Here is a 25,535-nt window from a genome sequence, read left to right as displayed (position 1 = left end):
TTCTAGCTTAGAGGTTTTATAGTGAGCTCACCCGATAGCCTTTTGCGCGTAACAGTTCAATTATTCCGTCCTTGCCCGGCAGATGCAGGCGCCGACGGCAATAAAGGCATTTCCCTTGTCGATGATCGGAACGGCACGATCCGTCATGACCTGATTACGGTCGGAAATGAGATATTTTAGAAATAGTTCATAGTCTGCTTCGGAAAGACTGTCGGGAACGATCTTTCGGAGCGACGGCATGATCATGCCAATCTCGCCCTTGAGGTAGAGCGCGGTCGTGGTCTCCATGGCATCCTCGACCTTGTCGCCATAGTCGACGGTAGCCACCAGATTGCGGAGATGGAAGTCGAGCGGCATCCGGTTCATCGCGACCAGTTGTTCTGCTGCACTTTCCAGGCCCAAAACACTGCGGCCCTCGGCCTGTGCGTCGAGAGCCAGCCTTTCATCAAGCGATTTCTCGCCATCGTTTTTGCGCTCCCTCTCGCATTTTGGAAGTGCGAGCAGGCTGGTCAGCACCCACGGCTTCATTTTTGCAACCGCGTCGAGAACGATACCGCGTTCTGCAAGCTTCTGTTCGATCTCCTCCCGCCGCTCGGGCGGAATATGCGACTTCAAGGTGCTGCCATCAGTGAAGAGCAGCAGGTCGGGCTGTTCGAGCTTGAGACGCAGGAAAGCCTTCGGGTCCAGAATATCCGTCGTTTCGATGACGACAGTGCTTGCTGACCGATAGGCCTCGTCGGCAGCTTTCGGCAATGTCAAAACACGCGGATCGGAAAGATGGATCGTGCCAAAGAGATAGGACGGTTCGACGCCGTCTTTATCGATTTTCCAGAGAAGCCCTTTGCGATTGGGTACAGCATCGGCTTCGCGCTGTATTTCCTGCCAACTTGCCGGGTCTTTTGCCTCCAACCCGTCAATGAGATTGATGCCGTGCACGGCGCAAGCAGCAGGTGCATCGTCGGCGCGGGCCGAGACAGTGCCTGCCAGACAGGCATAGAGGAGAACGAGAAGCAGCTTTTTCATGAGAGTAATATAGGGGCGGTTTTTGCCGATGCCAGCGACTTCTCAAGCGCGCGGATGCGCCTTGTCATAGACTTCCAGCAGTCGCTCGGTATCCACGCCGGTATAGACCTGTGTGGTCGAGAGGCTTGCGTGGCCAAGCAGCTCCTGGATGGTCCTGAGATCACCGCCTCGCCCCAGAAGGTGGGTGGCGAAGGAATGGCGCAGCGCATGCGGCGTCGCGCTGTCGGGCAGGCCGAGACCAGCACGCAGTTTCTGCATTTCACGCTGGATGATCGCAGCATGCAGCACGCCGCCCTTGGCGCCTCGAAAAAGCGGTTTGTCGGCGGAAAGGTCGAACGGACAAAGCGTTCGATATTGTGCAATGGCGCGATGCACGATGGGCAGAAGCGGGACGAGGCGCGCTTTGCTGCCCTTGCCCGTAATGGTGATCGAACGGGCAGTGCTGTCAGACAGCGCATCACCCATCAGGCCGAGCGCTTCCGAAATGCGCAGGCCGCAACCGTAGAGCAAGGTCAGGACGGCTGCGTTGCGCGCGGCAATCCATGGCTCCTCCGCCATTTGCCCATCGGCTGCAACCACGCGCCGGGCGTCTTCGGCGGTCAATGGTTTCGGCAGTGATTTCGGCTGGCGCGGCGCACGCATGGCGCTTGCGCCTGCCGCATTGGCCAGGCCGCGTTTTTCCAGATGGCGTAAAAGCGAGCGCACACCGGCAAGCCCGCGGCCCAGCGTGCGGGCACCGACGCCTTCATTGCGACGGCTGGCCAGAAACGAACGCAGGTCGGCGATCCGTAGATTGCCAACATCTTTCAGCGATGGCGGTTCGCCCAGATGCCCAGTCAGAAAATTGAGGAACTGCCGCGTGTCGCGCTCATAGGCTTCGAGTGTGTTTTCCGACAGGCGGCGCGCATCCTTCAGCGTCTTCAACCATTCTTCACGCGCCGCTGCGAGGTCGGCGCGGGCAGGGATCAGAAATTCGCTGTTCGTTGTCATAATCAAGCCGGTCGTTCATTCTGGATGGACGGACAGTCTGCCAGCGATAGGTTACCGGCTGGTTGTTCGTGGGACGAAAAGCACTATTCTTACGAATTGAGGTGAATTGCGCTGACGAAAGGGTTATTGAACGAAAAATAGTTCTATTCGAGCAGCAGAAACAAGGTTGGCAATGCCACGTCCAGAAAACCCGATCCAGCTTGCCGTCATTGGTGCCGCCCATGGCACGCGTGGCGAAGTGAGAGTAAAGACCTTTACCGGCGACCCGCTGGCAATTGCCGAATACGGCCTGCTCTATGACGAACAGGGCAAGAGTTACGAGGTTCTGGAAGCTCGTCCTGCAAAGACGGTTGTGGTCGTGCGCTTCAAGGGCATCAATGATCGTAATGCCGCCGAAGCGCTGAACGGGACCGAACTTTTCATTGATCGTTCGCAGCTGCCGGACGACGAACTGGACGAAGATGAGTTCTTCCAGACCGACCTGATCGGCTTGCTGGCGGTGGATGCCGAAGGCAAGACCTATGGCGTGGTGAGCGCCCTGTTCGATTTCGGTGGCGGCGACCTCATCGAGCTCAGCGAAAAGGGCAAGCGCCCGATGCTTATTCCTTTCACGGAGGCAGCCGTACCGGAAATCGATCTGGACAAGGGCACGCTGCTGGTCGAGCCCTATGCCGCTGGACTGATCGCCGACGATGAGGATGAACGCCCGCAGAACGAAAAGAAAAAGCCGAAGAAGTCATGACCGACGTTTCAAGGGTCGATGATGAGCCGGGCTTCTTTCATGCATCGGTGCTGACGCTTTATCCGGAAATGTTTCCCGGTCCCCTTGGCACTTCGCTTGCAGGTAAGGCACTCAGCGAGGCCAAATGGCAGCTTGATGCGGTGCAGATTCGCGATTTTGCGGAAGGCAAGCATCGTATGGTCGATGACACGCCATCCGGTGGTGGCGCTGGCATGGTGATGAAGCCGGATGTGATCGCCCGCGCGCTGGATTCGGTTGCCGACGGTCGCCGTCCGACGCTGCTGATGAGCCCGCGCGGAAAGCCGCTAACGCAGAAGCGCGTGCGCGAACTGGCCGACGGACCGGGCGCGATCATTCTTTGTGGCCGCTTCGAGGGTGTGGACGAGCGCGTCATCGAGGCGCGCAATCTCGAGGAAGTATCGATCGGCGATTACATCCTGTCGGGTGGAGAAACCGCGGCAATCGTTTTGCTTGATGCAATCGTGCGGCTTTTGCCGGGTGTGATGGGCAATCGCGAATCCGGAGAGACGGAAAGTTTTGAAACCGGGCTGCTCGAACATCCGCATTATACCCGTCCGCAGGTTTGGGAAGATAGGCCCATTCCCGAAATCCTGACCTCCGGCAATCATGGCGCAATCGATAAATGGCGGCATGAGCAGGCCGAACGGATCACGAAGGAACGGCGTCCCGATCTTTGGGAAGCCTATAGCGAGGGCAAACGCAAATGAACCTGATCCAGCGGCTCGAAAGTCTTTCCCTCGCGCTGCTGGCGCTGGGAGCCTATTGGGTCAGCGGTGCAAGCTGGTGGCTTTTCGCCCTGCTCATTCTGGCGCCCGATCTGTCTTTCTTCGGCTATATGAAGGGGCCGCGCACCGGCGCCGTGGTCTATAATATCGCCCATAGCTGGATCGGCATTGTGCTTCTCGCAGTTCTGGGCTGGGCGATGAACTGGCAGATCTGCATCGCTATGGCACTGATCTGGGCCGTGCATATCGGCGTCGACCGCGCGCTTGGCTTCGGTCTCAAATATGGAACCGGTTTCAAGGACACGCATCTGGGTCGTATCTGAGGCGATTTTCTTGTCCTGATATTGATTCATTGGCGGCAATGGTGTATTGCCGCGCGAGTTCGGGCTAGTACCGACATTGTAATATCTCGTTCGGGCAAAGCCCGAAACGTCCTAAACCAATAAATGGTGTACCGCTCCTGCCTGAAATTGAGGGCATAGTCGCAGGGCCAAGGATTGCTTGGCGGCAAGTGCAGAGCGCTCTGACTGTTTGAGAAGAATTCAAGAAGGAGAGAGACGATGACCGATATCATTCGTCAGCTTGAAGCCGAACAGGCAGCAAAGATCGAAGAAAAGCGCAAGCTTCCAGATTTCCAGCCGGGCGACACGGTTCGCGTTCAGGTTCGCGTTACCGAAGGTACGCGTACCCGCGTGCAGGCCTATGAAGGCGTTTGCATTGCCCGTTCCGGCGCTGGCCTCAACGAAAACTTCACCGTTCGCAAGATTTCTTACGGCGAAGGCGTAGAGCGCGTATTCCCGGTTTACTCGCCGATCGTCGAAGGCGTTGAACTCGTTCGCCGCGGCAAGGTTCGTCGCGCGAAGCTTTACTACCTGCGTGGCCTTACCGGTAAGGCTGCCCGTATTGCTGAAAAGAAAGACAACCGTACCAAGGCCGAGCGCGAAGCCGACAAGGCTGCCGCTGCCAAGGCCGAAGCCGCCAAGGCTGCTGCTGAATAAGTTTCACAGCAATCTGTTTGAAAAAGGCGGCCTCGGGTCGCCTTTTTTATTTGCCAAATGCGACGGGCTGCGTAACATATTGCATAATTCCGCCCATATCTCGCAAGATTGTTACTGCGACACCCTGTTGCGGTTTCAGTTTCTTGACGAACCGTGATGGCGGGTGCATATGACAGCCAAAGTTAAGAACTATTCAAAGGACCTCTCGCAATGAGCGCGCCGCGTACACTTTACGACAAGATCTGGGACGACCATGTAGTGGATCAGCAGGAAGACGGAACCTGCCTCCTTTATATTGATCGCCATCTTGTGCACGAAGTGACGAGTCCGCAGGCTTTTGAAGGCCTGCGCATGGCTGGCCGCAAGGTGCGTCATCCTGAAAAGACGCTGGCCGTGGTCGATCACAATGTTCCGACCTCACCGGACCGCATCAACGGTATCAAGAACGAGGAAAGCCGCATTCAGGTCGAAGCTCTGGCCAAGAATGCTGCGGATTTCAACGTTGAATATTATTCCGAGCGTGATCGCCGTCAGGGTGTCGTGCACATCGTCGGACCGGAACAGGGCTTCACCCTGCCGGGCATGACCATCGTCTGCGGCGATAGCCACACCTCCACGCATGGCGCTTTCGGTTCGCTGGCGCATGGTATTGGCACCTCCGAGGTGGAACACGTTCTGGCTACCCAGACGCTGATCCAGAAGAAAGCCAAGAACATGCTGGTGCGTGTCGAGGGCGAACTGGCTCCCGGCGTCACCGCCAAGGACATCACGCTTGCCATCATCGGCGAAATCGGCACGGCGGGCGGCACCGGTTATGTGATCGAATATGCAGGCAGCGCCATTCGCTCGCTGTCAATGGAAGGTCGCATGACCGTCTGCAACATGTCGATTGAAGGCGGCGCACGCGCTGGTCTGATCGCACCGGACGAAACGACCTTTGCCTATGTGCAGGACAAGCCGCGCGCGCCGAAGGGCGAAGCGCTGGAACAGGCGATTTCGTACTGGAAGACGCTGCATTCGGATGAGGGTGCACATTTCGACAAGATCGTCGAACTGGATGCCGCTAAGATTTCGCCGGTCGTTTCCTGGGGTTCCTCACCGGAAGACGTGGTCTTCGTCACCGACATCGTTCCGAACCCGGACGAGATCAAGGACGAAACCAAGCGTGCATCCAAGTGGCGTGCTCTGGACTATATGGGCCTGAAGCCGGGCACCAAGATGACCGACATCAAGATCGATCGCGTCTTCATCGGTTCCTGCACCAATGGTCGTATCGAAGATCTGCGCGATGCGGCACGCATGGCCGCTGGCAAGAAGGTTGCGGCTGGCGTCAATGCCATGATCGTGCCGGGCTCGGGTCTCGTGAAGGAACAGGCGGAAGCTGAAGGTCTGGACAAGATCTTCATCGAAGCCGGTTTTGACTGGCGCGAGCCGGGTTGCTCCATGTGCCTGGCCATGAACGACGACCGCCTGAAGCCGGGCGAACGTTGCGCTTCGACCTCGAACCGTAACTTCGAAGGACGTCAGGGCTTTAAGGGCCGCACGCATCTCGTGTCACCAGCCATGGCTGCCGCTGCGGCAATTGCCGGACATTTCGTCGACATTCGCGAGTGGAACTGAGGTTTCACACCTGACGAAGCGTTTTTGAAGCGCTTCTGGAAAGATCAAACCGCCGGTTCATCCCGGCGGTTTTTCTTTGGCTGTATTTTAGCAGCTTTTTCACGCTTTGATTGTAAGGAGGAATGGGGTGGCTGGCGTCTGGGAGCCTTTGACAGCCAGCACGGGGAAGAGCATCGATGAATGGAGCCGACTTTATCCTCCTGATCAACATGACCGTTTCCGGTCTGTTTGCTTTCGCATTTCTCGGCATTGCCGTTTATGCGCGGGATAATGCGGCCGCGCCTGTCTTCGCCTTCGGCTTTATTTTCGCAATGCTCTATTTCCTGACAGAGCTTGCCATGCCTTCCATTCCCAATCCCCGCCTCGGCTATATGCTCGCCTTTTCGACCTATTACCTGACATTGTCCTGTCTGGTCGTCGGTCTGGCGCGGATGTATGCCCGACCGGTGCCGTGGATTGCGCTCGGTCTGCTGACCATTGCATCTCTCGCCGCGGTCTACAGCATATATGACATTGCCCGCAGCCAGATGATCGGCATGCTGCTTTATCAGGCGCCCTATTTCCTCGTACTCCTTCTGGCAGTGTGGCTGATCCTGCGGGTGGAACGCAACGGTATCGATACCTTGATGGCGATGCTGTTTGGTATCAGTGCCGTCCACTTCCTGTTCAAGCCGGTCATCGCCGTGCTGTCGGGAGGCGCGGGTGCTGAACCGGCTGATTATATCGATACGACCTATGCAATGTTCTCGCAGTCAATCGGTGCTGCTCTTTCCGTCGCAGGCGGGCTGCTTCTGCTCTTGAGCCTGATGCGGGAGCTGATCGCCAATATGCTGATCCGCTCGGAAACGGACCAGCTATCGACGTTGCTCAATCGGCGCGGTTTTGAGTTTCGCGCCGAGGCTGCAATTGAAAAGTCGAAACGCATGCGGCAGGCTCTGTCGCTTGTTCTGTGCGACATCGACCACTTCAAGGCAATCAACGATACACATGGTCATGCGCTGGGAGATCGCGTCATCGCCGCTTTCTCCGCCGAATTGCGCAAGGCAGCCAATGCCAAGGGTGGGATTGCCGCGCGTATTGGCGGCGAGGAATTCGCGATCATTCTGCCGGGCAATACGATCCAGTCCGCATGGAGATTTGCGGACAAGACCCGGCTTGTCTGTCGCGATATCCATATTCCGGGCAGGAACGGCGGGATTGAATTCACCGTGAGCTTCGGTATCGCGGAAATGGAATTCGACGATGTGTTTTCCGATCTCTACAAGCGGGCCGACGGGGCGCTTTATGAAGCGAAGAAGGGCGGGCGCAACTGCGTCCGCAGCGCTCTGCCGATATTGGTGGACGAAAACGTGGTGGAATTCCGCTCAAAGGCCGGGCGTTGAACGAATCCTATTGATAGCCGCAGCCTGCATGGTCGAGGACCGGCGTTTCCCCGCGGTCGATCCCATACATGAAAGAGCGTCCGTGCAGCACGACTGCGCTCTCGCAATTGCTGTTGGGCTTGGCGACGATATAGGCAACCGTGCGATCCCGCGACGCGGTAATCACCTTCATGCGTTGCGGCGAAGGCAAAACTGGCTTCTGCGCCGCGCCGACCCGGATGATCTTGGCGCCATTATCCGGCATCTGGACGACAAGATTTCCCGACGCATCGACGGAGCGCATCGCTTCTTCGGCAAGCGCGGGACCGGTCAGCGCAAGGGCGCCGACGACAACCAGACCAAGTATCAGCCGTTTGCAGTTTGCCATCGTTGATCGAGCCTCATCGTGCATGATCCCAAAGAGAATGAGGACTATCTTAACTCTTTCTTTACCTTTGTCATCCGTGCTGGCTAAAATCGAACCGGTCTTCTCGTGCGCTACTGCTTCGCAGGTCGCAGGCGGAAGAGCTGGAAACGCCAAGGAACGTCCAATGACCAAAGATCATGCCGTCGATATTGCGCTCCTCCATCTGCGTGATGCCCATGAATTCGCGCCGCTGCTGGCAAGCTATGCGCAGGCGCTGAAGCGCGGCGCGCCACGCCGCCCCGATGATTTTTATGCCGAACACCTGCTTCAGGATCGCGCCGCTGAAACTCTGGGGGCCAGGGTCGACGGAAATCTGGTCGGCTTCGTGATCTTCTACGATTTGCCCGAACCCGTGACGGGTCTGCGTGCAGGGCAGGTGGACCATATTTATGTGCATCACGATCATCGCGGAAAGGGCATAGCCAAGGCGCTGATCGACGTGCTTGCCGACAAGGCGGAAGAGCGCAGCTGGTCCAAGCTGGTGCTTAATGCGCCGCGCGTGCCGGAAGACGGGCGCAAGCTCTATGAACAGATTGCTACGGCTGCGGACTGGTCGAGCTATGTGATTCGATTCGGCAGTTGATCGATTTCCCAAAAGTTGATGAAATTACACATGTTTTTGCCGATTGCGGTCTTCAATCGTTTGAATGCCGCAATCACGCGAATGTGTCGCCCAGGTGCGACCAATTGTTAGTCTTTTCGTGAAAAAGCTTCTTTGACGTGATGGTAAAAGCGCAGTAGAAAGCGCCACATAGGGCCGTACGCCACGGTCCAGCCATATTTTATTGGGTCGTACCGGCGCGGGATCGTAAAGTCCGGTTCCCTGTGCTTTGGACGACGTCGAACTGGGGTTCGGGAGAACCCGCAACCTGGCTGCTTCGCTGATCTTCGTCAGCGGGGTGTGGCCGGAGAGAAACGTCAGGGAAGCCTACAGAGCCATGACACAACCGACTGTAACGCGCCAGCGTCCTTTGTCGCCGCACCTGTCCATCTACAAGCCGGTCATTACGATGACGATGTCCATCGTCCATCGCATCACGGGCGGCGCACTTTACTTCGGCACCCTGTTGCTGGCAGCCTGGCTGATTTCGGCTGCGGTCAGCGAAGAGTGCTTCAATTTCGTCAACGCATTGTTCTCGTCCTGGATCGGTCGCCTGATCCTGTTCGGCTATACCTGGGCGCTTCTGCACCATCTGGCCGGTGGCGTTCGTCACCTGATCTGGGATACGGGCGCTGGTCTTGAAAAGCACACAGCTTCGAAGATCGCCTGGGCGACCGTCGTTTTCTCCGTCATCGCCACGATCCTCGTCTGGGTCGTTGCCTATTCGGTGCGCTAGGGAGAGCTGGTTTCATGAACGGTATGAACAATGATATGCGCACCCCGCTCGGCAAGGTTCGGGGTCTGGGATCAGCCAAGGAAGGCACCGGTCATTTCTGGTATCAGCGCTTGAGCGCCGCCGCTCTTGTGCCGCTGGTCATGTTTTTCATCGGTCTGGTCATTTCGCTCAATGGCGCAAGCTATGCGGAAGTCCGGGCTGCCCTGTCGCATCCCTTCACGGCAATCGTGATGGCGCTGTTCGTTCTGACTGGCGTTTATCACATGCGCCTGGGTATGCAGGTCATTATCGAAGATTATGTGCATGGCGAAGGCATGAAGGTCGTGCTGGTGATGTTGAACACCTTCTTTACAGCGGTGGTCGGCTTTGCCTGCATTTTTGCGATTCTCAAGCTGAGCTTCGGAGGTTGATAGCCCGATGGCTAGTGCAGTAAACAACGCGGCCGATGCTGCCGTGGCAAGCAAATATACCTATGTCGATCACAAGTTCGACGTGGTGGTGGTCGGAGCTGGCGGCGCGGGCTTACGCGCAACGCTCGGCATGGCCGAGCAAGGCCTGAAGACGGCTTGCATCACCAAGGTTTTCCCGACCCGTTCGCATACGGTCGCAGCGCAGGGTGGCATCGCCGCTTCGCTCAAGAATATGGGCCCGGACAGCTGGCAGTGGCACATGTACGATACCGTCAAGGGATCGGACTGGCTCGGCGACACCGATGCGATGGAATATCTGGCGCGTGAAGCGCCTGCCGCCGTCTACGAACTGGAACACTACGGTGTGCCTTTCTCGCGTACGGAAGAAGGCAAGATCTATCAGCGCCCGTTCGGCGGTCACATGCAGAATTTCGGCGACGGCCCTCCGGTCCAGCGCACCTGTGCTGCTGCCGACCGTACCGGCCACGCGATCCTGCATACGCTCTACGGCCAGTCGCTCAAGAACAACGCGCAGTTCTTCATCGAATATTTCGCGCTCGATCTCATCATGACCGACGGTGTCTGCACCGGCGTCGTGGCGTGGAACCTTGATGACGGCACGATCCATCGCTTCTCGGCCAAGATGGTGGTTCTGGCGACGGGCGGTTATGGCCGTGCCTATTTCTCGGCAACCTCTGCTCATACCTGCACCGGCGATGGTGGCGGCATGGTTGCACGTGCCGGCCTGCCACTGCAGGACATGGAATTCGTACAGTTCCATCCAACTGGCATCTATGGCGCTGGCTGCCTGATTACTGAAGGCGCGCGCGGTGAAGGCGGTTATCTGGTCAATTCCGAAGGCGAGCGCTTCATGGAGCGTTATGCGCCATCGGCCAAGGATCTTGCCTCGCGTGATGTTGTCTCGCGCTGCATGACCATGGAAATCCGTGCTGGCCGTGGCGTCGGCAAGGCCAAGGATCACATCTTCCTGCATCTTGACCATCTCGATCCGGCTGTTCTGCATGAACGCCTGCCGGGTATTTCGGAATCGGCCAAGATTTTCGCAGGCGTCGATGTGACCAAGGAACCGATCCCGGTTCTCCCGACGGTTCACTACAATATGGGTGGCATTCCGACCAATTACTGGGGCGAAGTGTTGAACCCGACCGAGGCTGATCCAGACCGCGTACAGCCGGGCCTGATGGCTGTCGGCGAAGCGGGCTGCGCTTCGGTGCACGGCGCAAACCGTCTCGGCTCCAACTCGCTGATCGATCTGGTCGTGTTTGGCCGTGCGGCTGCAATCCGCGCCGGGCAGGTCATCGATCGCAAGTCGAAGATTCCGGACCTCGACGTTACCGCCTGCGACAAGATCATGGAGCGCTTCGATCGTCTGCGTTTTGCCAACGGCTCCCAGCCGACCGCAGAACTGCGCGAGAAGATGCAGCGTACCATGCAGGAAGATGCCGCCGTATTCCGTACGTCGGAATCGCTCAAGCAAGGCGTCGAGCGCATGGAAAAGCTCTGGCATGAACTGCCGGACATCAAGGTTACCGACCGTTCGATGATCTGGAACTCCGATCTCGTCGAAACGCTTGAGCTGGAAAACCTGATGGCGAATGCGCTGACGACGGTTGTTTCCGCCGAAGCGCGCCAGGAAAGCCGCGGTGCCCATGCGCATGAGGATTTCCCGGATCGCAACGATGCCGTGTGGCGCAAGCACACCCTGTCCTGGCTGTCGCCGGATGGCAAGGTCAAGCTTGACTACCGTCCTGTCCACCTCGATCCGTTGACGACGGAAGAGGAAGGCGGCATCAGCCTCGCCAAGATTGCGCCGAAGAAGCGCGTTTACTAATCAAGGGAAAGAGCAATGGTTGAACTCGCACTTCCCAAGAATTCGCGCCCGCAAGAGGGCAAGACCTGGCCGCGCCCCGACGGTGCGAAGCGGGTTACCGAATTCCGTATCTATCGCTGGTCGCCGGACGACGACGCCAATCCGAGCATCGACACCTATTATGTCGATCGCGACGATTGCGGTCCGATGGTTCTGGACGGTCTGCTCTATATCAAGAACAAGATCGACCCGACCCTGACGCTGCGCCGTTCGTGCCGTGAAGGCATTTGCGGTTCCTGCGCCATGAATATCGACGGCGCAAACACGCTTGCCTGCACCAAGGGCATGGACGACATCAAGGGTGCCATCAAGGTTTACCCGCTGCCGCATATGCCGGTGGTGAAGGATCTTGTGCCGGACCTCACCAATTTCTACGCCCAGCATCGTTCCATCGAGCCATGGCTCAAGACGGTTTCGCCGGAGCCGCAGAAGGAATGGCTGCAGAGCCATGAGGACCGTCAGAAGCTCGACGGTCTCTACGAGTGCATTCTGTGCGCCTGCTGCTCGACCTCGTGCCCGAGCTACTGGTGGAACGGCGACCGATATCTCGGTCCTGCCGTGCTGCTGCAAGCTTATCGCTGGCTGATCGATAGCCGCGACGAAGCCAAGGGCGAACGCCTCGACAATCTCGAAGACCCGTTCCGGCTCTATCGCTGCCACACGATCATGAATTGTGCGCAGACCTGCCCGAAGGGCTTGAACCCTGCCAAGGCGATTGCCGAAATCAAGAAGATGATGGTCGAGCGCCGCGTGTAATCGCGGCAATCGCTTTTATCCGCAGTCCCTGTCGGCCTGTGGCCTCCACGTCTCTTGTGCCGATATCAAGAAGATGATGGTCGAACGCCGCGTCTAGTAGCGTGACTGATCTGGAATTTGAGAAGGGGGAAGGTGCAAACCTTCCCCTTTTTCTTGATCAGAGCTCTGGTTGCCATCGCAGAAGGCTTGATCTTTGTAGCTGCGCCGATATCTCATTGGAGAATAGATCCATCGGAGACAGGGCAATCATGCTCGATCATATTGGTTTCAACATTTCCAGCATGTCCAAGTCGCGAGCATTCTATGATGCGGCACTCGCCCCCCTTGGCATAAGCCGCGCCATGGAGTTCGGCGACTGGGTAGGGTATGGCCGCAATGGCAAGCCGGAATTCTGGATCGGCAAGCAGAAGGGCGCGAAGCTCGATGGCGTGCTTCATGTGGCTTTTTCGGCTGGAACCCGCTCCGAGGTTGACCGCTTTTATGAAGCGGCAATTGCTGCCGGGGGGGCCGACAACGGCAAACCCGGCTTGCGTGCCGATTACCATCCTGATTACTACGCTGCTTTCGTGACGGACCCGGATGGGCATAATATCGAGGCTGTTTGCCACCTGCCCGAATAGAAAAGCGGGCTTGCGCCCGCTCATCATTTCCGCGTCTTGGAATTTTTCAGACCAGCTTTGCGTCCAGCGTAACTTCAATGGCGCCCAGTGCTTTCGAGAGAGGGCAGGACTGCTTGGCCTTGTTGGCGAGCGCTTCGAAATCCTCGACCGAAATGCCGGGAATAGAGGCATTGAGCGTGAGCGCGCTGCGGCTGATCTCAAAGCCACCGCCAGCTGCGGGGCCGACAGTGACTGCCGCAGTTGCTTCCAGCTTTTCCGGTGGTGTTCCGTGTTCCGTCAGGAGTGCGGAAAGCTGCATGGCAAAGCAGCCTGCGTGAGCAGCACCCAGAAGTTCTTCCGGATTGGTGCCGGAGCGACCGCTTTCGTCCTGAAAACGAGCTTTGAAATCGTAAGGCAGGTCTTTCAGTGCACCGCTTTGCGTGTTGAGGGTGCCTTTGCCTTCCTTCAGCGTGCCTTGCCAGACGGCGGTTGCTTTTCTGTCCATGGGAAGCTCTCCTCTCGGTTGGGATTTCCGCTACCGATATAGGGCGCTTGACCACGGCTTCCAGCAATCAACCAGAACTTGGCGAGAATTCAGATAGCCTGTCCCTTCAGCAAGCGCGGCGTATCGCCTGAAAGACCGGCGGCCTGCTTGATGAAGAAGGATTTCAACGCCGGTACCCGGTCTACGAGCCCCAGACCAATATCGCGGATAGAGCGGATGGCCGGGTTGTCGTTGGAGAAAAGCTTGGTCAGGATGTCCGTCGTCACACCCATCTGCACGGTATCGAAGCGACGCCAGGACTGATAACGCTCCAGAGCGGCAAATGAACCGATGTCGAGGCCGAGGCGATCCGTTTCGACCACGACTTCGGCAATTGCGGCGGCATCCCGGAAGCCAAGATTGAGGCCCTGACCGGCAATGGGATGGATACGGTGCGCCGCATCGCCCACCAGCACCAAACGTGGCTTCACGAATTCACGTGCCAGCGTCAGGCCGAGCGGGAAGGCGCGGCGCGGGCCTTCGACATGCAGGACGCCGAGACGATGCCCGAAGCGCTGTTCCAGTTCAGCCTCGAATACGAAGTCGTCTTCGCGAATGAGGCGTTCGGCATCCGATGTGCGCTCGGTCCAGACCAGTGAGCTGCGATTACCCTTCAACGGAAGGATCGCAAATGGACCGGCTGGAAGAAAATGCTCATCAGCCCGGCCGCCATGCGGCAGTTCATGGGCGACATTGCACACGATGCCGGACTGGCCGTAATCCCAGTTGACGGTCTTGATGCCAGCAAGATCACGCAGGCGGGAGCGCGCACCATCTGCGGCGATCAGCAGGCGCGTTTCAAGCGTATCCCCATTGGAGAGGGTGACGGTTACTCCTTCAGGGAGAGTGTTGAAATTCTCAACACTGGTGGCTTCAAGGAAGACAATTCCGAGCGCTTCGGCCTTATTATGGAGGGCGGTGTTAAGGACACGGTTTTCCACCATATGGGCAAAAGGTTCGCCGGGTTCGACTTCACCTTCGAAAGTGAGAAAAACCGGGCGCACCGGATCGGAAGTGCGCGAATCGGTGATGACCATTTCCGTGATGGGCTGGGCTTCGGGAAGGATTTCCTGCCAGCAGCCGAGCTGGTCAAGCATACGTGATGCAGCCGCGGCAATCGAGGAAGCGCGCGGGTCGTTCTTCCAGGCACCAGCCGGTGCACCGTCGATCACGGTGACAGAAAGATGCGGTGCCGCCGATTTGATCGCAACTGCCGTGACGAGCCCGACATAGCCGCCGCCTGCAATCACCACATCGTTACTGCGTGCTGCTTCCTGCTTCTTCCGGGCGGCCATAGTCATTTCCTTTCGAGAATCTATCTCACGATAGCATTTCCAGCAAAAGTGCGAAGCGGTTTTGCGCCAGGCAAATGCTTAGAAACAAAGAGATAGTGCGGTTCCACGATTCTGGTTTGACTGGAACCGCTCTAGCGGTGTTTTGGCATATATCGTTGTCCAAAAAACCCGATATTTTGCCGCGGTGCATGTCGGAACGCGAACTGCCGAAGCGAGGTATCCGGGCCTCTGCCGATACAGCTTCTCCCGCACGGTTCTTGACAGGTTCCAATGCTCCGGCTCAAACAAGAACCCAAAGCATATATATGGTTGCAGGAGACAGGCTGTCCATGACCGATCAAGAAAAGTCCGCTGAGGCTCAAACTGACGCAATGCGTGAGCTTCTTTCCATCCTCGATCTGGAAACTCTTGAGGTGGATCTGTTCCGCGGCAACAGTCCACAGGTCGGCTGGCAGCGGGTTTTCGGCGGGCAGGTGATCGGGCAGGCGCTGATCGCAGCGCAGCGCACGGTTGAGCCCGAGCGACATGTCCACTCCCTGCATGCCTATTTCGTGCGGCCCGGCGATCCAGCGATCCCGATTGTCTATGAGGTGGACCGCATCCGCGACGGATCGAGCTTCAGCACACGGCGCGTTCTGGCAAAGCAGCATGGCAAGGCCATTTTTTCCCTTTCGGCTTCGTTTCAGGTGGATGAGGGTGGGCTCGATCACCAGCTTCCCATGCCGGAAGGACTACCGATGCCTGAGCAGCTTGTCGGCGATCGCGACATCAAGGAGCAATATCTCCATATGGCGCCGCCCAATGTGCGCAAATACTGGGAGCGGGAGCGACCTATCGAAATCAAGCCTGTCTCGCTGACCCATTATTTCTCGCGCGAGAAGCTTGAGCCTGTCCAGCATGTCTGGGTCAGAGCGCGCGGTATCGTGCCGGATGACCGGGCATTGCAGGCCGCCATTCTCGCCTATCTCTCCGATATGACGCTGCTCGATACGTCCCTGCATCCGCATGGCCGCACCATTTTCGACCGTGATCTGCAGGTTGCAAGCCTCGATCATGCCATGTGGTTTCATCGTCCATGCAGGCTGGATGACTGGTTGCTCTATACGCAGGACACCCCCAGCGCCTCCGGCGCGCGCGGTTTCAACCGGGGTGCGCTTTATACACGCGATGGCGTGCTGATCGCATCGGTCGCGCAGGAAGGGTTGATCCGCGTCCATGACAAAAAGAATTGATTATTTTTTAATCGCACATCAATCAGTCGATTAAAAATAAGGCATTTCGCTGCTGATTAGTAGAATGCTCGTGGTGCAAAAACCGAATCGAATGAATCACTTACGGCGTCATTCGATTCGAAATCGTAGCGGCACCACCTCTTCCATGGCCCGGAATTTCCGCATCCGGCGCACCGAATATCAGAAAATTTGCAGTTAATTTGCCAGCCAGGGCCAACTGGCACGATTTTTGTTTCTCTCTGTTTGAACCGGTCTTTCCAGCGCAGCCGCGTTTGAAGCCGCCCTTCGACGGAGAAATTCGATGCTCATAACAGGAAGAAACAAGCAAACGGCCCTTCTGGCTACCCTGCCTGCGCTCGTCGCCATGGCCGGGACGGCATTGGCACAGGACGCCGCACCGACACCAACCCTCGATACGGGCGATACGGCGTGGATGCTGACTTCAACCGCGCTTGTGTTGATGATGACTATACCGGGTCTCGCTCTGTTCTATGGCGGCATGGTGCGCAAGAAGAACGTGCTCTCCACGGTGATGCAGAGCTTCGCCATTACTTGTCTCATGTCCATTCTGTGGATGGTTGCAGGCTATTCGCTGGCCTTTACCGATGGTGGATCGCTCAACTCTTATATTGGCGGTCTTTCCAAGGCCTTTTTCTCCGGCGTCACGATGGAATCGCTGACGGGAACGATCCCCGAATATGTGTTCATCACCTTCCAGATGACTTTTGCGGTGATCACGCCCGCACTTATCGCCGGTTCGTTTGCCGAACGCATGAAGTTTTCCTCCATGCTTGTCTTCCTGACCCTCTGGCTGTTCATCGTCTATATCCCGGTCGCGCATTGGGTCTGGGGCGGCGGCTTCATGGCGTCGGATGGCGTGCTTGATTTTGCTGGCGGCACGGTCGTCCATATCAATGCCGGTGTGGCCGGTCTGGTTGCGGCTCTCATCATCGGCAAGCGCGATGGTTACGGCCACACCAATATGGCGCCGCACAATCTCGTGCTGTCGGTCATTGGTGCTGCCCTTCTGTGGGTTGGCTGGTTCGGCTTCAATGCCGGGTCCGCTGTCGGTGCCAATGCACTTGCTGGCGTCGCCATGCTCAATACGCAGGTTGCGACTGCTGGTGCAGCTCTGGCCTGGATGTTTGTGGAATGGGCGATTGCAGGCAAGCCGAGCGTGCTCGGTATCATTTCAGGCGCCGTTGCCGGCCTTGTTGCCGTTACGCCTGCCGCCGGTTTCGTCAACCCCATGGGTGCGCTCATCATCGGCATCGTGGCTGGTGCGGTCTGCTATGTGGCGGCCGTAAAGATCAAGCATGCTCTCGGTTATGACGATTCGCTCGATGCGTTCGGCGTCCATGGTGTCGGCGGCTTCGTCGGTGCGGTGCTGACCGGTCTCTTCGCCGATGCGGCGATCAACCCGGCCAGCGAAGGTGCAACCATCGGCAAGCAGTTCTTCGGTGCTGCCATCACGATTGTCTATACGGCGATCGCCACCGCGATCATTCTTTACGTGGTCAAGGCTGTCATGGGTCTGCGCCCCAGCAAACAGGCCGAGATCGAAGGCCTCGACATCGCTTTGCACGGCGAATCCGTTCAATAGAGCGGGATTGTCTCAAGAGGAAAAAGGCGCGGAAAACTGCGCCTTTTTCATTTTGTCGACAGGATTTATCTGCGGCCTGATGCATGGTTAATGAGGAATTAACCATCTCGCGACTAGGATCGGACCGATTCAATGTGCCCGGAGCATTTCCGCTCAGGGGCCAGCAAATATTTTCGGTTCGGGACAGGCTATATGCGGCAAGGATATTCGCCCTCATACCCGCTGCGTGACGAGCGGATTACGGAAGACAGGCTGAAACTGGCCAATCTCTTCCGCAGGCAGTTCTATATCCTGTTCGGATTGGGGCTTCTGGCGCTCACCGGCATGGCGGTCGGCGCATTGGCGACATGGAATGTTGCCGATCCGAGCTTCAGCCATGCGACCGACAATCCGGTAACGAATGCGCTGGGTTATCCGGGCGCAGTGTTCTCCGATATTGCCATGCAGTTTTTCGGTCTGGCGAGTGTTCCCGCTCTGCTTCCGCTCGCCGTCTGGTCGCTGCTGATGATGACACGCGGCGGCATTGGCCGCGTAGCCAAGCGCAGTTTCGCGTGGCTCGGCGCTGCACTCCTGTTTGCAGCCATCGCCAGCTGCTTCGCCGTGCCGGAAAGCTGGCCGATGCCGATTGGTCTCGGTGGCGTCTTCGGCGACATGATCCTGAAGTTCCCGGGTCTTTTCCTTGGCAGTTTCCCGCAAGGCGCGATCGCTTCAGGCATTGCGCTTATCCTCGCCGTACCGGCCTTCTGGCTCTGCCTTTTCGCCAGCGGTATCATTGGGCGCGGTGTGGGGATCGTCAATCCTGCACAGCCCTCGGGCCGCCGTGGCGCGGAGGAGGATGATTTCGCAGCAGATGACGAGGACGATGAAACATCAGCCGGTGGTGGTTTCCAGCTTATGGGCGCGCTCACCCATCTGGTACTGACCACGACCGCGAACTTCAAGCGCCTGACGGGGCTTGGCCGTCGTCGCCCGCGCGCGGAAGATTTCGACGATATGCGCGTTGTGCGCCGCAACGCCGAAACACGCAATGCGCCGCGCCGCGAACCCGGATTCGGGGCGCCAGCGGCTGCCGATGACGAACCGCCTTTCGATATGGACGATATGGATGATGATGCGCCGCTCGCCGGTCAGGAATGGCACGATGCGCCGCCGCCGCGTAGCCGAAAGGCTCGCGTGGAACAGGCCGCTCCGTCGCCGAAACCCGGTGCCCGCGCCCAGCGCGAGGCGCAGCCGTCCTTCCTCAAGGACAACGGCGTGTTTGAAATGCCATCGCTGCATTTCCTTGCCGAACCGAAGCTCGTCCAGCGCGATCCCGCGCTTTCCAAGGATGCGCTGGAACAGAACGCCCGTCTGTTGGAAGGTGTGCTGGAAGATTTCGGCGTGCGTGGTGAAATCATCAATGTGAAGCCTGGTCCGGTGGTGACACTTTACGAACTGGAGCCCGCACCGGGAATCAAGTCCTCGCGCGTCATCGGTCTTGCCGACGATATCGCCCGCTCGATGAGCGCGATTGCAGCACGCGTGGCCGTCATTCCCGGCCGTAACGCCATTGGCATCGAACTGCCGAACCCGAAGCGCGAGATGGTTTATCTGCGCGAGATGCTGGCAAGTCGCGACTTCGAACAGTCGAAGGCGAAACTCGCGCTTGCGCTCGGCAAGACCATCAATGGCGAGCCGGTGATCGCCGATATCGCGAAGATGCCGCACGTTCTCGTCGCCGGTACGACCGGTTCGGGTAAGTCGGTGGCGATCAACACCATGATCCTGTCCTTGCTTTATCGCATGACACCGCAGGAATGCCGCCTGATCATGATCGATCCGAAGATGCTGGAACTCTCGGTCTATGACGGCATTCCGCATCTGCTGACGCCTGTCGTAACCGATCCCAAGAAAGCCGTGGTCGCGCTCAAATGGACCGTGCGCGAAATGGAAGACCGTTATCGCAAGATGTCGAAGGTCGGCGTGCGCAATATTGACGGCTTTAATCAGCGCGTCGGCCTTGCGCAGAAAAAGGGTGAGCCGATTGCACGTACGGTCCAGACCGGCTTTGACCGCAATACCGGCGAGGCGATTTACGAGACGGAGGAGCTCGATCTGGAGCCGATGCCATATATCGTCGTGATTATCGACGAAATGGCCGACCTGATGATGGTTGCCGGCAAGGATATCGAAGGTGCAGTGCAGCGTCTGGCGCAGATGGCGCGTGCGGCGGGTATTCATGTCATCATGGCCACCCAGCGCCCGTCAGTGGATGTCATCACCGGAACGATCAAGGCCAACTTCCCGACCCGCATTTCATTCCAGGTGACGTCGAAGATCGATAGCCGAACCATTCTGGGCGAGCAGGGCGCCGAGCAGCTTCTCGGTCAGGGTGATATGCTCTTCATGGCTGGCGGTGGCCGCATCCAGCGCGTGCACGGGCCTTTCGTCGGTGACGACGAGGTGGAGCGCATCGTGCAGCATCTGAAGCTTCAGGGCGTGCCGGAATATCTCGATGCCATCACCGAGGATGACGAAGACGACGAAGGTGGCAGCGGTCCGGCTGGAACCGGCAATCTGGAGGATTCCGACGATCCTTACGATCAGGCCGTGGCCGTGGTGCTGCGTGACAAGAAGGCTTCGACTTCCTACATCCAGCGCCGTCTCGGTATTGGTTATAATCGGGCTGCCTCAATCATCGAACGCATGGAAGAGGAGGGCATTGTCGGTCCGGCCAACCATGCGGGCAAGCGTGAAATTTTGGTTCCCACTGGCGACGATGATTTCTGATGGCCATACTCGCGCCCAACTGGCGGTGTAGTTAAACAGAATGATGAAAAGAGAAAGTTTGTCGATGATGTTCTCCCGTTTCTCCGCCTTCGCGAAAGCTGGTCGCCTTGCCGCCGTGCTGGGAATGGGAGCGCTTGGGCTTGGCATGACGTCGCTGGTTCTCGCTCCCGTCGCCGCGATGGCGCAGGGGGCAGGCGGCGGTGCGGCGGCACAGCAGATCGCCGATCATTTTTCATCGGTACGTACAATGACCGGCGAGTTCGTACAGTTCGGCCCGAAGGGCGAACAGACGGGCGGCACTTTCTATATCGAGCGTCCGGGCAAGATTCGCTTCAACTACAATAATTCTCCAATCCGGGTGATTTCGGATGGCGAATCGGTTGTCATCAATAATCGCAAGCTCGATACCTGGGATCTCTATCCGCTTTCGAAGACGCCCTTGAAGCTTCTGCTGGCAGATCGGATTGATCTGGGTGGTGGCCGTCTTCAGAATGTGAAGCAGGAGCCGGACATGACCACGCTGGTCCTGGGCGACAAGTCGATCTTTGGCGATTCGAAAATCACCATGATGTTCGACCCTAAATCCTACGAGCTGAAGCAGTGGACCATCACCGATGCCCAGAAGCTTGATACCACTGTCATGATCTTCAACGTGCGCAGCGGCGTGCGTTTCACCGACGATATGTTCAAGATCGACTATCAGCGCATCGCAATGAAGCGCAAAGGTCAGTAATCGTCAGTTTGTGATAGGCAAGCCGTTTGCATTTGCCGGATAAATGATTAGGTTCGCAGCATCTTTTTCGTTGCTGCGAGTCCTATCTTCATGGCCTTTTCCGTTGCTACTTGGAACATCAATTCCGTTCGTCTGCGTATGCCGCTGGTCGAACAGTTTCTGCGCGATTATCAGCCGGATGTTCTGTGCCTTCAGGAAACGAAGTGCCCCGATAATCTGTTTCCGTCGAAAGGGTTCCGGGCTCTTGGCTATGAGCACATCGCGATCAGCGGTCAGAAGGGCTACCACGGCGTTGCTACGATATCGCGGCGTCCTCTGACGGGCGTGGAAAAGATCGGTTTCTGCGACATGGGCGATTGCCGCCATTTGAGCGCTGTCGTCGAGGCGGGCGGTAAGAAGCTCCGTATTCATAACTTTTACGTTCCTGCGGGCGGTGATGAGCCGGACCCGGTAATCAATCCGAAATTCGCGCATAAGCTGGCTTTTCTGGAAGAAATGCGCGCTATCGTCGCCGACCGGAAAGACGGACATTCTTCCGTTCTCGTTGGTGATCTCAACATTGCTCCGCTCGAAAACGACGTCTGGTCGCACAAGCAGTTGCTCAAGATCGTCAGCCATACGCCGATAGAAACCGAAACGCTGGAAGATTTGCGTGTGAAGGGTGGCTGGAGCGACCTGATGCGACAGCTTATTCCGGCGGACCAGAAAATCTTCACCTGGTGGAGCTATCGCGCCAAGGATTGGGCCGAATCGGATCGTGGCCGCAGGCTGGATCACGTCTGGGGTTCTGCCGATCTTGAAGGGCATATGCAGGGTCTGCAAATCCTTCGCGATGCGCGCGGTTGGGACCGCCCATCGGACCATGTGCCAGTCATTGCGACATTCGATCTGGATTGATCGGATCGTAAGGCCTATATAAGAGCCGGTTTAGAAGAGGAGAGAAGAACGATGGATCGGATTGCACTGTTTCAAATGACCAGTGTTTTCAACGTTTCCATGGTTCGCGATGTCTGCTCTTCTTACACTTCAGGATGTTTCCTGCGTTACGGCTGATGGCCGTACTCTCTTCGAATCCATTAATTTCAGCATAGCCGAGGGCCGCATCGGTCTGGTCGGGCGCAATGGTGTGGGTAAATCGACGCTGTTGCATGTGATGAATGGCGCGCTGCTTCCGACAAGCGGAAATGTGACGGTGAACGGGACCATCGGTGTTTTGCGGCAGAACGTCGGCGGCGATGGTTCCGAGACGCTGGCTGATCTTTTCGATGCGCGCACAGACTTCGACATTTTGGCCCGTGTCGAACAGGGCTTGGCCAGTGACAGCGATCTTAGTGAGGCCGACTGGCTTCTGCCGCAGCGCTTTACCGACGCGCTGCAGCGGCTTGGATTGCCTGATATGGCTTCCGAGATACTCCTGTCGACCTTGAGTGGAGGTCAGCAGACGCGCGCGGCGCTTGCAGCCCTCATATTTCGCCAGCCTGATCTCATTCTCTTGGACGAGCCGACAAATAATCTTGATCGTGCCGGTCGTTTGGCAGTTGTCGATTTGCTGACCGCCTGGCGCGGCGCAGCCGTGGTAGTCAGCCATGACCGCGAACTGTTGCAGTCCATGGATGCGATAGCAGAATTATCTCCGGACGGGCTTCGGCTCTATGGCGGCAACTGGGACTTCTATCACGCAAAAAAGACCGAAGAGCGCGCGACGGCGGTGCGCGATCTCGTAACGGCACGGCGTGAAGTCAAGCAGGTGGAGCGCAAGGCACAGGCTGCAGCCGAAAGACAGGCGCGCAGCGATGCGCGCGGTCGCAAATCACGCGCCGATGCAGGGATGAGCAAAATGCTGCTCGATGCCCGGGAGGACCGTGCGCAGCAATCGAAAGGCCGGGGCGATGCACTGGCGGAACGCCAGTCTAGCCGGGCCAACGAGCAGTTGCAGGAGGCGGAAGCAAAAGTCGAGCGAGTAAGGCCGATGCATTTCAATGTGGCTGGTGCGGTTCCGCCTTCCGGTCGCGTCATGCTCGATATGCAAAGTGTCTCGGGCGGGCCGCAAGCCGACTACCCGGTGATCCGCGACCTGTCATTGAAGATCGTGGGAGCCGAGCGTGTGGTTGTCGCAGGGCCGAATGGCGCAGGCAAGACCAGCCTGTTGCGGCTGATTACGGGGGAGCTTCAACCTTTGGCCGGAACCGTCATGCGCCCGGAGCGCATGGTGATGTTTGACCAGCAGATGAGCCTGATGGATCGCGGCCAGACCCTTTATGAAAATTATCGGCATCTCAATCCGGGGTCGAACGACAATGATGCCCGTGCAGCACTGGCGCGTTTTTCGTTTCGCGGCGAGGGGGCTTCACGGCTTGCCAGCAGTCTCAGTGGAGGCGAATTGTTGCGGGCGGCACTTGCCTGCGTTCTGGGTGGAACAGAGCTTCCCGAACTTTTGATCCTTGATGAACCGACCAATCATCTCGACCTGGATTCCATCGAGGCACTGGAAACCGCTCTCAATGCCTATGAGGGAGCATTGATCATCGTGAGCCACGATCAGGCTTTTCTCAATGCCATCGGAATGGAAAGGGTGATTGAACTCTGAAAAGGGTCAATCGCCATTCAGGCGCGGTGCGACTTTTTCGATTTCGCCGATCAGTTCCAGCAGATTGCGACTGACATGCGCATGGAGTGCCGCCGCCACTTCGGGATATTCTTCCAGAATGCGGCGGAAGATTGCGCGGCTGATGCGGATAACCTCGGTTTCCGCTTCGGCGACGGCACCGGTAAGACGCGAGGTCTGCGCGATCAACGCCATTTCGCCAATCATGGCGCCAGGGCCGACAGGGCGGATCGCAATCCGCCCTTCGTCTTGTTCATGAAACAGGGTGATATTGCCCGATACGACGATATAGGCGCAGTCGGCACTTTGCCCTTCACGGAAAAGCTCACGCCCGGCCCTGAGAACGAGACGTTCCGCACCGAAGGCAAGCAACCGCAACTGTTCGGGCGTAAAAGACTCGAACAGGCCTACCGTGCCGAGAATGCGAATATCGTCATCAAGCGCCATGGGTCGTCAATACACCTGCATCGGGCGCTGTCCATCATGGGACAAGCTTGTATCCCCCGCTTTCTGTGACCAGAAGCGCCGCATTGGACGGATCTTTTTCGATTTTCTGGCGCAGACGATAGACGTGGGTTTCCAGCGTATGCGTGGTCACACCTGAATTATAACCCCATACTTCTTCAAGAAGCACATCGCGGCCGATAACCTTGTCGCCGGCACGATAGAGATACTTGATGATCGCCGCTTCCTTTTCGGTGAGGCGAATCTTGCTGCCCTTCTCGTCGATGAGGAGTTTCTGGCCGGGCTTGAACGTATAAGGGCCGACGATGAAGGTCGCGTCCTCGCTCTGCTCGTGCTGACGCAGCTGCGCGCGCACGCGCGCCAGAAGCACCGCGAATTTGAACGGCTTGGTGACGTAATCATTGGCGCCCGATTCGAGGCCGAGAATCGTATCCGATTCCGTATCGTGGCCGGTGAGCATGATGATCGGCGCCTTGAAACCGCCCTTGCGCAGCAATTTTACGGCTTCACGTCCATCCATATCCGGCAGCCCGACATCCATGATCAGGAGGTCTACAATGCCGTTTCGTGCAGTCTGGATGCCCTTGGTGGCATTGTCTTCCTGCAAAATCTGGAATTCTTCGCACAGCTCCAGCTGTTCGACGAGGATAGAACGGAGATCTTCGTCATCGTCCACAATCAGTATCGTACGGCCTGTCATGCCTGTCCTCGTTACTCTTTGATTTAAATGGCTCTTGGTGTTTTATGACATTTAATGGAGACAAGTTGAAGCGGCGAAACGCGAAAGAGATTTTTGCTCTCGCCGACAACGGTTTGAAACATGCATGACACGGAGGCGGGGGCTTGGCCAGATACGAAATTAGCCGAGGAATTGGCATTATCGATGTGCGGGCCAAACCGGGCCACAAGACTCGCGGTTTGCTTGTTGCCGGCAATCTGGTGCTGGAATGCGCTCTTGGCAAGGGGGGAATCAGCGCTTTCAAGCGCGAAGGTGACGGAGCAACGCCTCTGGCGACCATGCGGCTGCTCTATGGATACCGCCGCGGCGACAAGGGTGTGCTGCCGTCATCGCGGTTGCCGCTCGGGCGCATCCGCCGTCTGGATGGCTGGTGCGATGCATCGTCTGACGCCAATTACAACCGCCCGGTAAGGCTGCCTTATGCGGCAAGCCACGAGGATATGTGGCGGCGTGATGATCTTTATGATGTCTGCATTGTCATGGACTGGAATATTGCGCCACGCCGTCGCGGATGCGGCAGTGCAATCTTCTTTCACCTTGCCCGACCCGGCTATACGCCCACAGAAGGCTGCATAGCATTGAGGCGCGCCGACATGGCGCGCCTCCTGCCTCATCTGACGGACCGAACCATGATCCGTGTCCTGAGATAA

At 57.6% G+C, this 25,535-nt stretch carries 25 protein-coding genes and 1 pseudogene; 19 read left to right on the top strand and 7 right to left on the bottom strand.

The features are described 5' to 3' along the window. Positions 1–16 precede the first annotated feature (16 nt). Together LJ361_RS21940 and LJ361_RS21935 are read right to left on the bottom strand one after the other, a co-directional pair. A pseudogene (locus tag LJ361_RS21940) lies at positions 17–1,023 on the bottom strand (TraB/GumN family protein). Positions 1,024–1,065: 42 nt separating this feature from the next. Beyond that, entirely contained in the window at positions 1,066–2,013 is a 948-nt protein-coding gene (locus tag LJ361_RS21935; protein ID WP_010657583.1) for a tyrosine recombinase XerC, read from the bottom strand. 172 nt (positions 2,014–2,185) lie between these two features. On the opposite strand from LJ361_RS21935, the gene rimM reads away from it, so the two are divergent. The 6 genes from rimM (at position 2,186) to LJ361_RS21905 (ending at position 7,501) form a co-directional block, all read left to right on the top strand. After that, positions 2,186–2,755 (top strand): ribosome maturation factor RimM, encoded by a 570-nt coding sequence (gene rimM, locus LJ361_RS21930; protein WP_010657582.1) that lies wholly within the window; start codon positions 2,186–2,188, stop codon positions 2,753–2,755. Next, on the top strand, positions 2,752–3,483 hold the full coding sequence (trmD, locus tag LJ361_RS21925) for a tRNA (guanosine(37)-N1)-methyltransferase TrmD (RefSeq protein WP_029929674.1): 732 nt from the start codon (positions 2,752–2,754) through the stop codon (positions 3,481–3,483). The genes rimM and trmD overlap by 4 nt, the downstream gene beginning before the upstream one ends. After that, on the top strand, positions 3,480–3,824 hold the full coding sequence (locus tag LJ361_RS21920) for a DUF4260 domain-containing protein (protein WP_010657580.1): 345 nt from the start codon (positions 3,480–3,482) through the stop codon (positions 3,822–3,824). Before trmD ends, LJ361_RS21920 begins: the two co-directional genes overlap by 4 nt. 237 nt (positions 3,825–4,061) lie before the next feature. After that, entirely contained in the window at positions 4,062–4,499 is a 438-nt protein-coding gene (gene rplS / locus LJ361_RS21915; RefSeq protein WP_006467977.1) for a 50S ribosomal protein L19, read from the top strand. A gap of 210 nt (positions 4,500–4,709) precedes the next feature. Beyond that, positions 4,710–6,119, top strand: a complete 1,410-nt coding sequence (gene leuC / locus LJ361_RS21910; RefSeq protein ID WP_010657579.1) for a 3-isopropylmalate dehydratase large subunit — start codon at positions 4,710–4,712, stop codon at positions 6,117–6,119. Between the two features lie 176 nt (positions 6,120–6,295). Continuing rightward, on the top strand, positions 6,296–7,501 hold the full coding sequence (locus tag LJ361_RS21905; protein WP_010657578.1) for a sensor domain-containing diguanylate cyclase: 1,206 nt from the start codon (positions 6,296–6,298) through the stop codon (positions 7,499–7,501). A gap of 7 nt (positions 7,502–7,508) precedes the next feature. On the opposite strand, the gene LJ361_RS21900 is transcribed toward LJ361_RS21905, so the two are convergent. Next, entirely contained in the window at positions 7,509–7,868 is a 360-nt protein-coding gene (locus LJ361_RS21900; protein ID WP_010657577.1) for a hypothetical protein, read from the bottom strand. Between the two features lie 163 nt (positions 7,869–8,031). On the opposite strand from LJ361_RS21900, the gene LJ361_RS21895 reads away from it, so the two are divergent. The 6 genes from LJ361_RS21895 (at position 8,032) to LJ361_RS21870 (ending at position 12,921) form a co-directional block, all read left to right on the top strand. Beyond that, positions 8,032–8,490, top strand: coding sequence for a GNAT family N-acetyltransferase (locus tag LJ361_RS21895; protein ID WP_010657576.1), 459 nt, complete (start codon positions 8,032–8,034; stop codon positions 8,488–8,490). Between the two features lie 355 nt (positions 8,491–8,845). After that, positions 8,846–9,244, top strand: coding sequence for a succinate dehydrogenase, cytochrome b556 subunit (sdhC, locus tag LJ361_RS21890; RefSeq protein ID WP_010657575.1), 399 nt, complete (start codon positions 8,846–8,848; stop codon positions 9,242–9,244). A gap of 14 nt (positions 9,245–9,258) precedes the next feature. After that, positions 9,259–9,654, top strand: coding sequence for a succinate dehydrogenase, hydrophobic membrane anchor protein (gene sdhD, locus LJ361_RS21885; protein ID WP_010657574.1), 396 nt, complete (start codon positions 9,259–9,261; stop codon positions 9,652–9,654). Positions 9,655–9,661: 7 nt separating this feature from the next. After that, a complete protein-coding gene (gene sdhA / locus LJ361_RS21880; RefSeq protein ID WP_012091143.1) occupies positions 9,662–11,506 on the top strand; it encodes a succinate dehydrogenase flavoprotein subunit in 1,845 nt (614 codons plus the stop codon). 15 nt (positions 11,507–11,521) lie between these two features. Next, positions 11,522–12,301: a succinate dehydrogenase iron-sulfur subunit gene (locus tag LJ361_RS21875; protein WP_010657572.1), complete on the top strand. Its 780-nt coding sequence runs from the start codon at positions 11,522–11,524 to the stop codon at positions 12,299–12,301. 248 nt (positions 12,302–12,549) lie between these two features. After that, positions 12,550–12,921 carry a VOC family protein gene (locus tag LJ361_RS21870; protein WP_010657571.1) on the top strand — a complete coding sequence of 124 codons (372 nt, stop codon included), beginning with the start codon at positions 12,550–12,552 and terminating at the stop codon, positions 12,919–12,921. Between the two features lie 46 nt (positions 12,922–12,967). On the opposite strand, the gene LJ361_RS21865 is transcribed toward LJ361_RS21870, so the two are convergent. Both LJ361_RS21865 and LJ361_RS21860 read right to left on the bottom strand, forming a co-directional pair. Next, positions 12,968–13,405, bottom strand: a complete 438-nt coding sequence (locus LJ361_RS21865; RefSeq protein ID WP_010657570.1) for an OsmC family protein — start codon at positions 13,403–13,405, stop codon at positions 12,968–12,970. An 89-nt stretch (positions 13,406–13,494) separates the two neighbouring features. After that, positions 13,495–14,739, bottom strand: a complete 1,245-nt coding sequence (locus tag LJ361_RS21860; protein ID WP_010657569.1) for a ubiquinone biosynthesis hydroxylase — start codon at positions 14,737–14,739, stop codon at positions 13,495–13,497. A 329-nt stretch (positions 14,740–15,068) separates the two neighbouring features. Here LJ361_RS21860 and tesB point away from each other — a divergent pair, with 329 nt between their 5' ends. The 6 genes from tesB to LJ361_RS21830 all read left to right on the top strand — a co-directional run bounded on the left by tesB (position 15,069) and on the right by LJ361_RS21830 (position 23,663). After that, a complete protein-coding gene (gene tesB, locus LJ361_RS21855; RefSeq protein WP_010657568.1) occupies positions 15,069–15,971 on the top strand; it encodes an acyl-CoA thioesterase II in 903 nt (300 codons plus the stop codon). A gap of 301 nt (positions 15,972–16,272) precedes the next feature. Next, entirely contained in the window at positions 16,273–17,574 is a 1,302-nt protein-coding gene (locus LJ361_RS21850) for an ammonium transporter (RefSeq protein ID WP_010657567.1), read from the top strand. A 192-nt stretch (positions 17,575–17,766) separates the two neighbouring features. Beyond that, the gene (locus tag LJ361_RS21845) at positions 17,767–20,343 is read left to right on the top strand and encodes a DNA translocase FtsK (protein WP_010657566.1); all 2,577 of its coding nucleotides are present in this window, start codon (positions 17,767–17,769) and stop codon (positions 20,341–20,343) included. Between the two features lie 64 nt (positions 20,344–20,407). Continuing rightward, a complete protein-coding gene (locus tag LJ361_RS21840; protein WP_029375810.1) occupies positions 20,408–21,076 on the top strand; it encodes an outer membrane lipoprotein carrier protein LolA in 669 nt (222 codons plus the stop codon). Positions 21,077–21,166: 90 nt separating this feature from the next. Continuing rightward, positions 21,167–21,973 (top strand): exodeoxyribonuclease III, encoded by an 807-nt coding sequence (locus LJ361_RS21835; protein WP_010657564.1) that lies wholly within the window; start codon positions 21,167–21,169, stop codon positions 21,971–21,973. A gap of 109 nt (positions 21,974–22,082) precedes the next feature. Then, entirely contained in the window at positions 22,083–23,663 is a 1,581-nt protein-coding gene (locus LJ361_RS21830) for an ABC-F family ATP-binding cassette domain-containing protein (RefSeq protein ID WP_029375809.1), read from the top strand. 6 nt (positions 23,664–23,669) lie between these two features. Here the strand turns inward: LJ361_RS21830 and LJ361_RS21825 are convergent, their stop codons facing one another. Next, positions 23,670–24,128: a cyclic nucleotide-binding domain-containing protein gene (locus LJ361_RS21825; protein WP_010657562.1), complete on the bottom strand. Its 459-nt coding sequence runs from the start codon at positions 24,126–24,128 to the stop codon at positions 23,670–23,672. A gap of 34 nt (positions 24,129–24,162) precedes the next feature. Next, the gene (locus LJ361_RS21820) at positions 24,163–24,846 is read right to left on the bottom strand and encodes a response regulator transcription factor (RefSeq protein ID WP_006467959.1); all 684 of its coding nucleotides are present in this window, start codon (positions 24,844–24,846) and stop codon (positions 24,163–24,165) included. Positions 24,847–24,989: 143 nt separating this feature from the next. Between LJ361_RS21820 and LJ361_RS21815 the strand changes: the two genes are divergently transcribed. After that, the gene (locus LJ361_RS21815; RefSeq protein WP_029375808.1) at positions 24,990–25,535 is read left to right on the top strand and encodes a L,D-transpeptidase family protein; all 546 of its coding nucleotides are present in this window, start codon (positions 24,990–24,992) and stop codon (positions 25,533–25,535) included.

Origin of the sequence: Brucella sp. JSBI001, from assembly GCF_026014005.1 — a bacterium.
GTDB classification, from domain to species: Bacteria; Pseudomonadota; Alphaproteobacteria; order Rhizobiales; family Rhizobiaceae; genus Brucella; species Brucella anthropi.
Note: the sequence above shows the minus strand (reverse complement) of the source record. Positions and strands in the feature narration are given on the sequence as shown.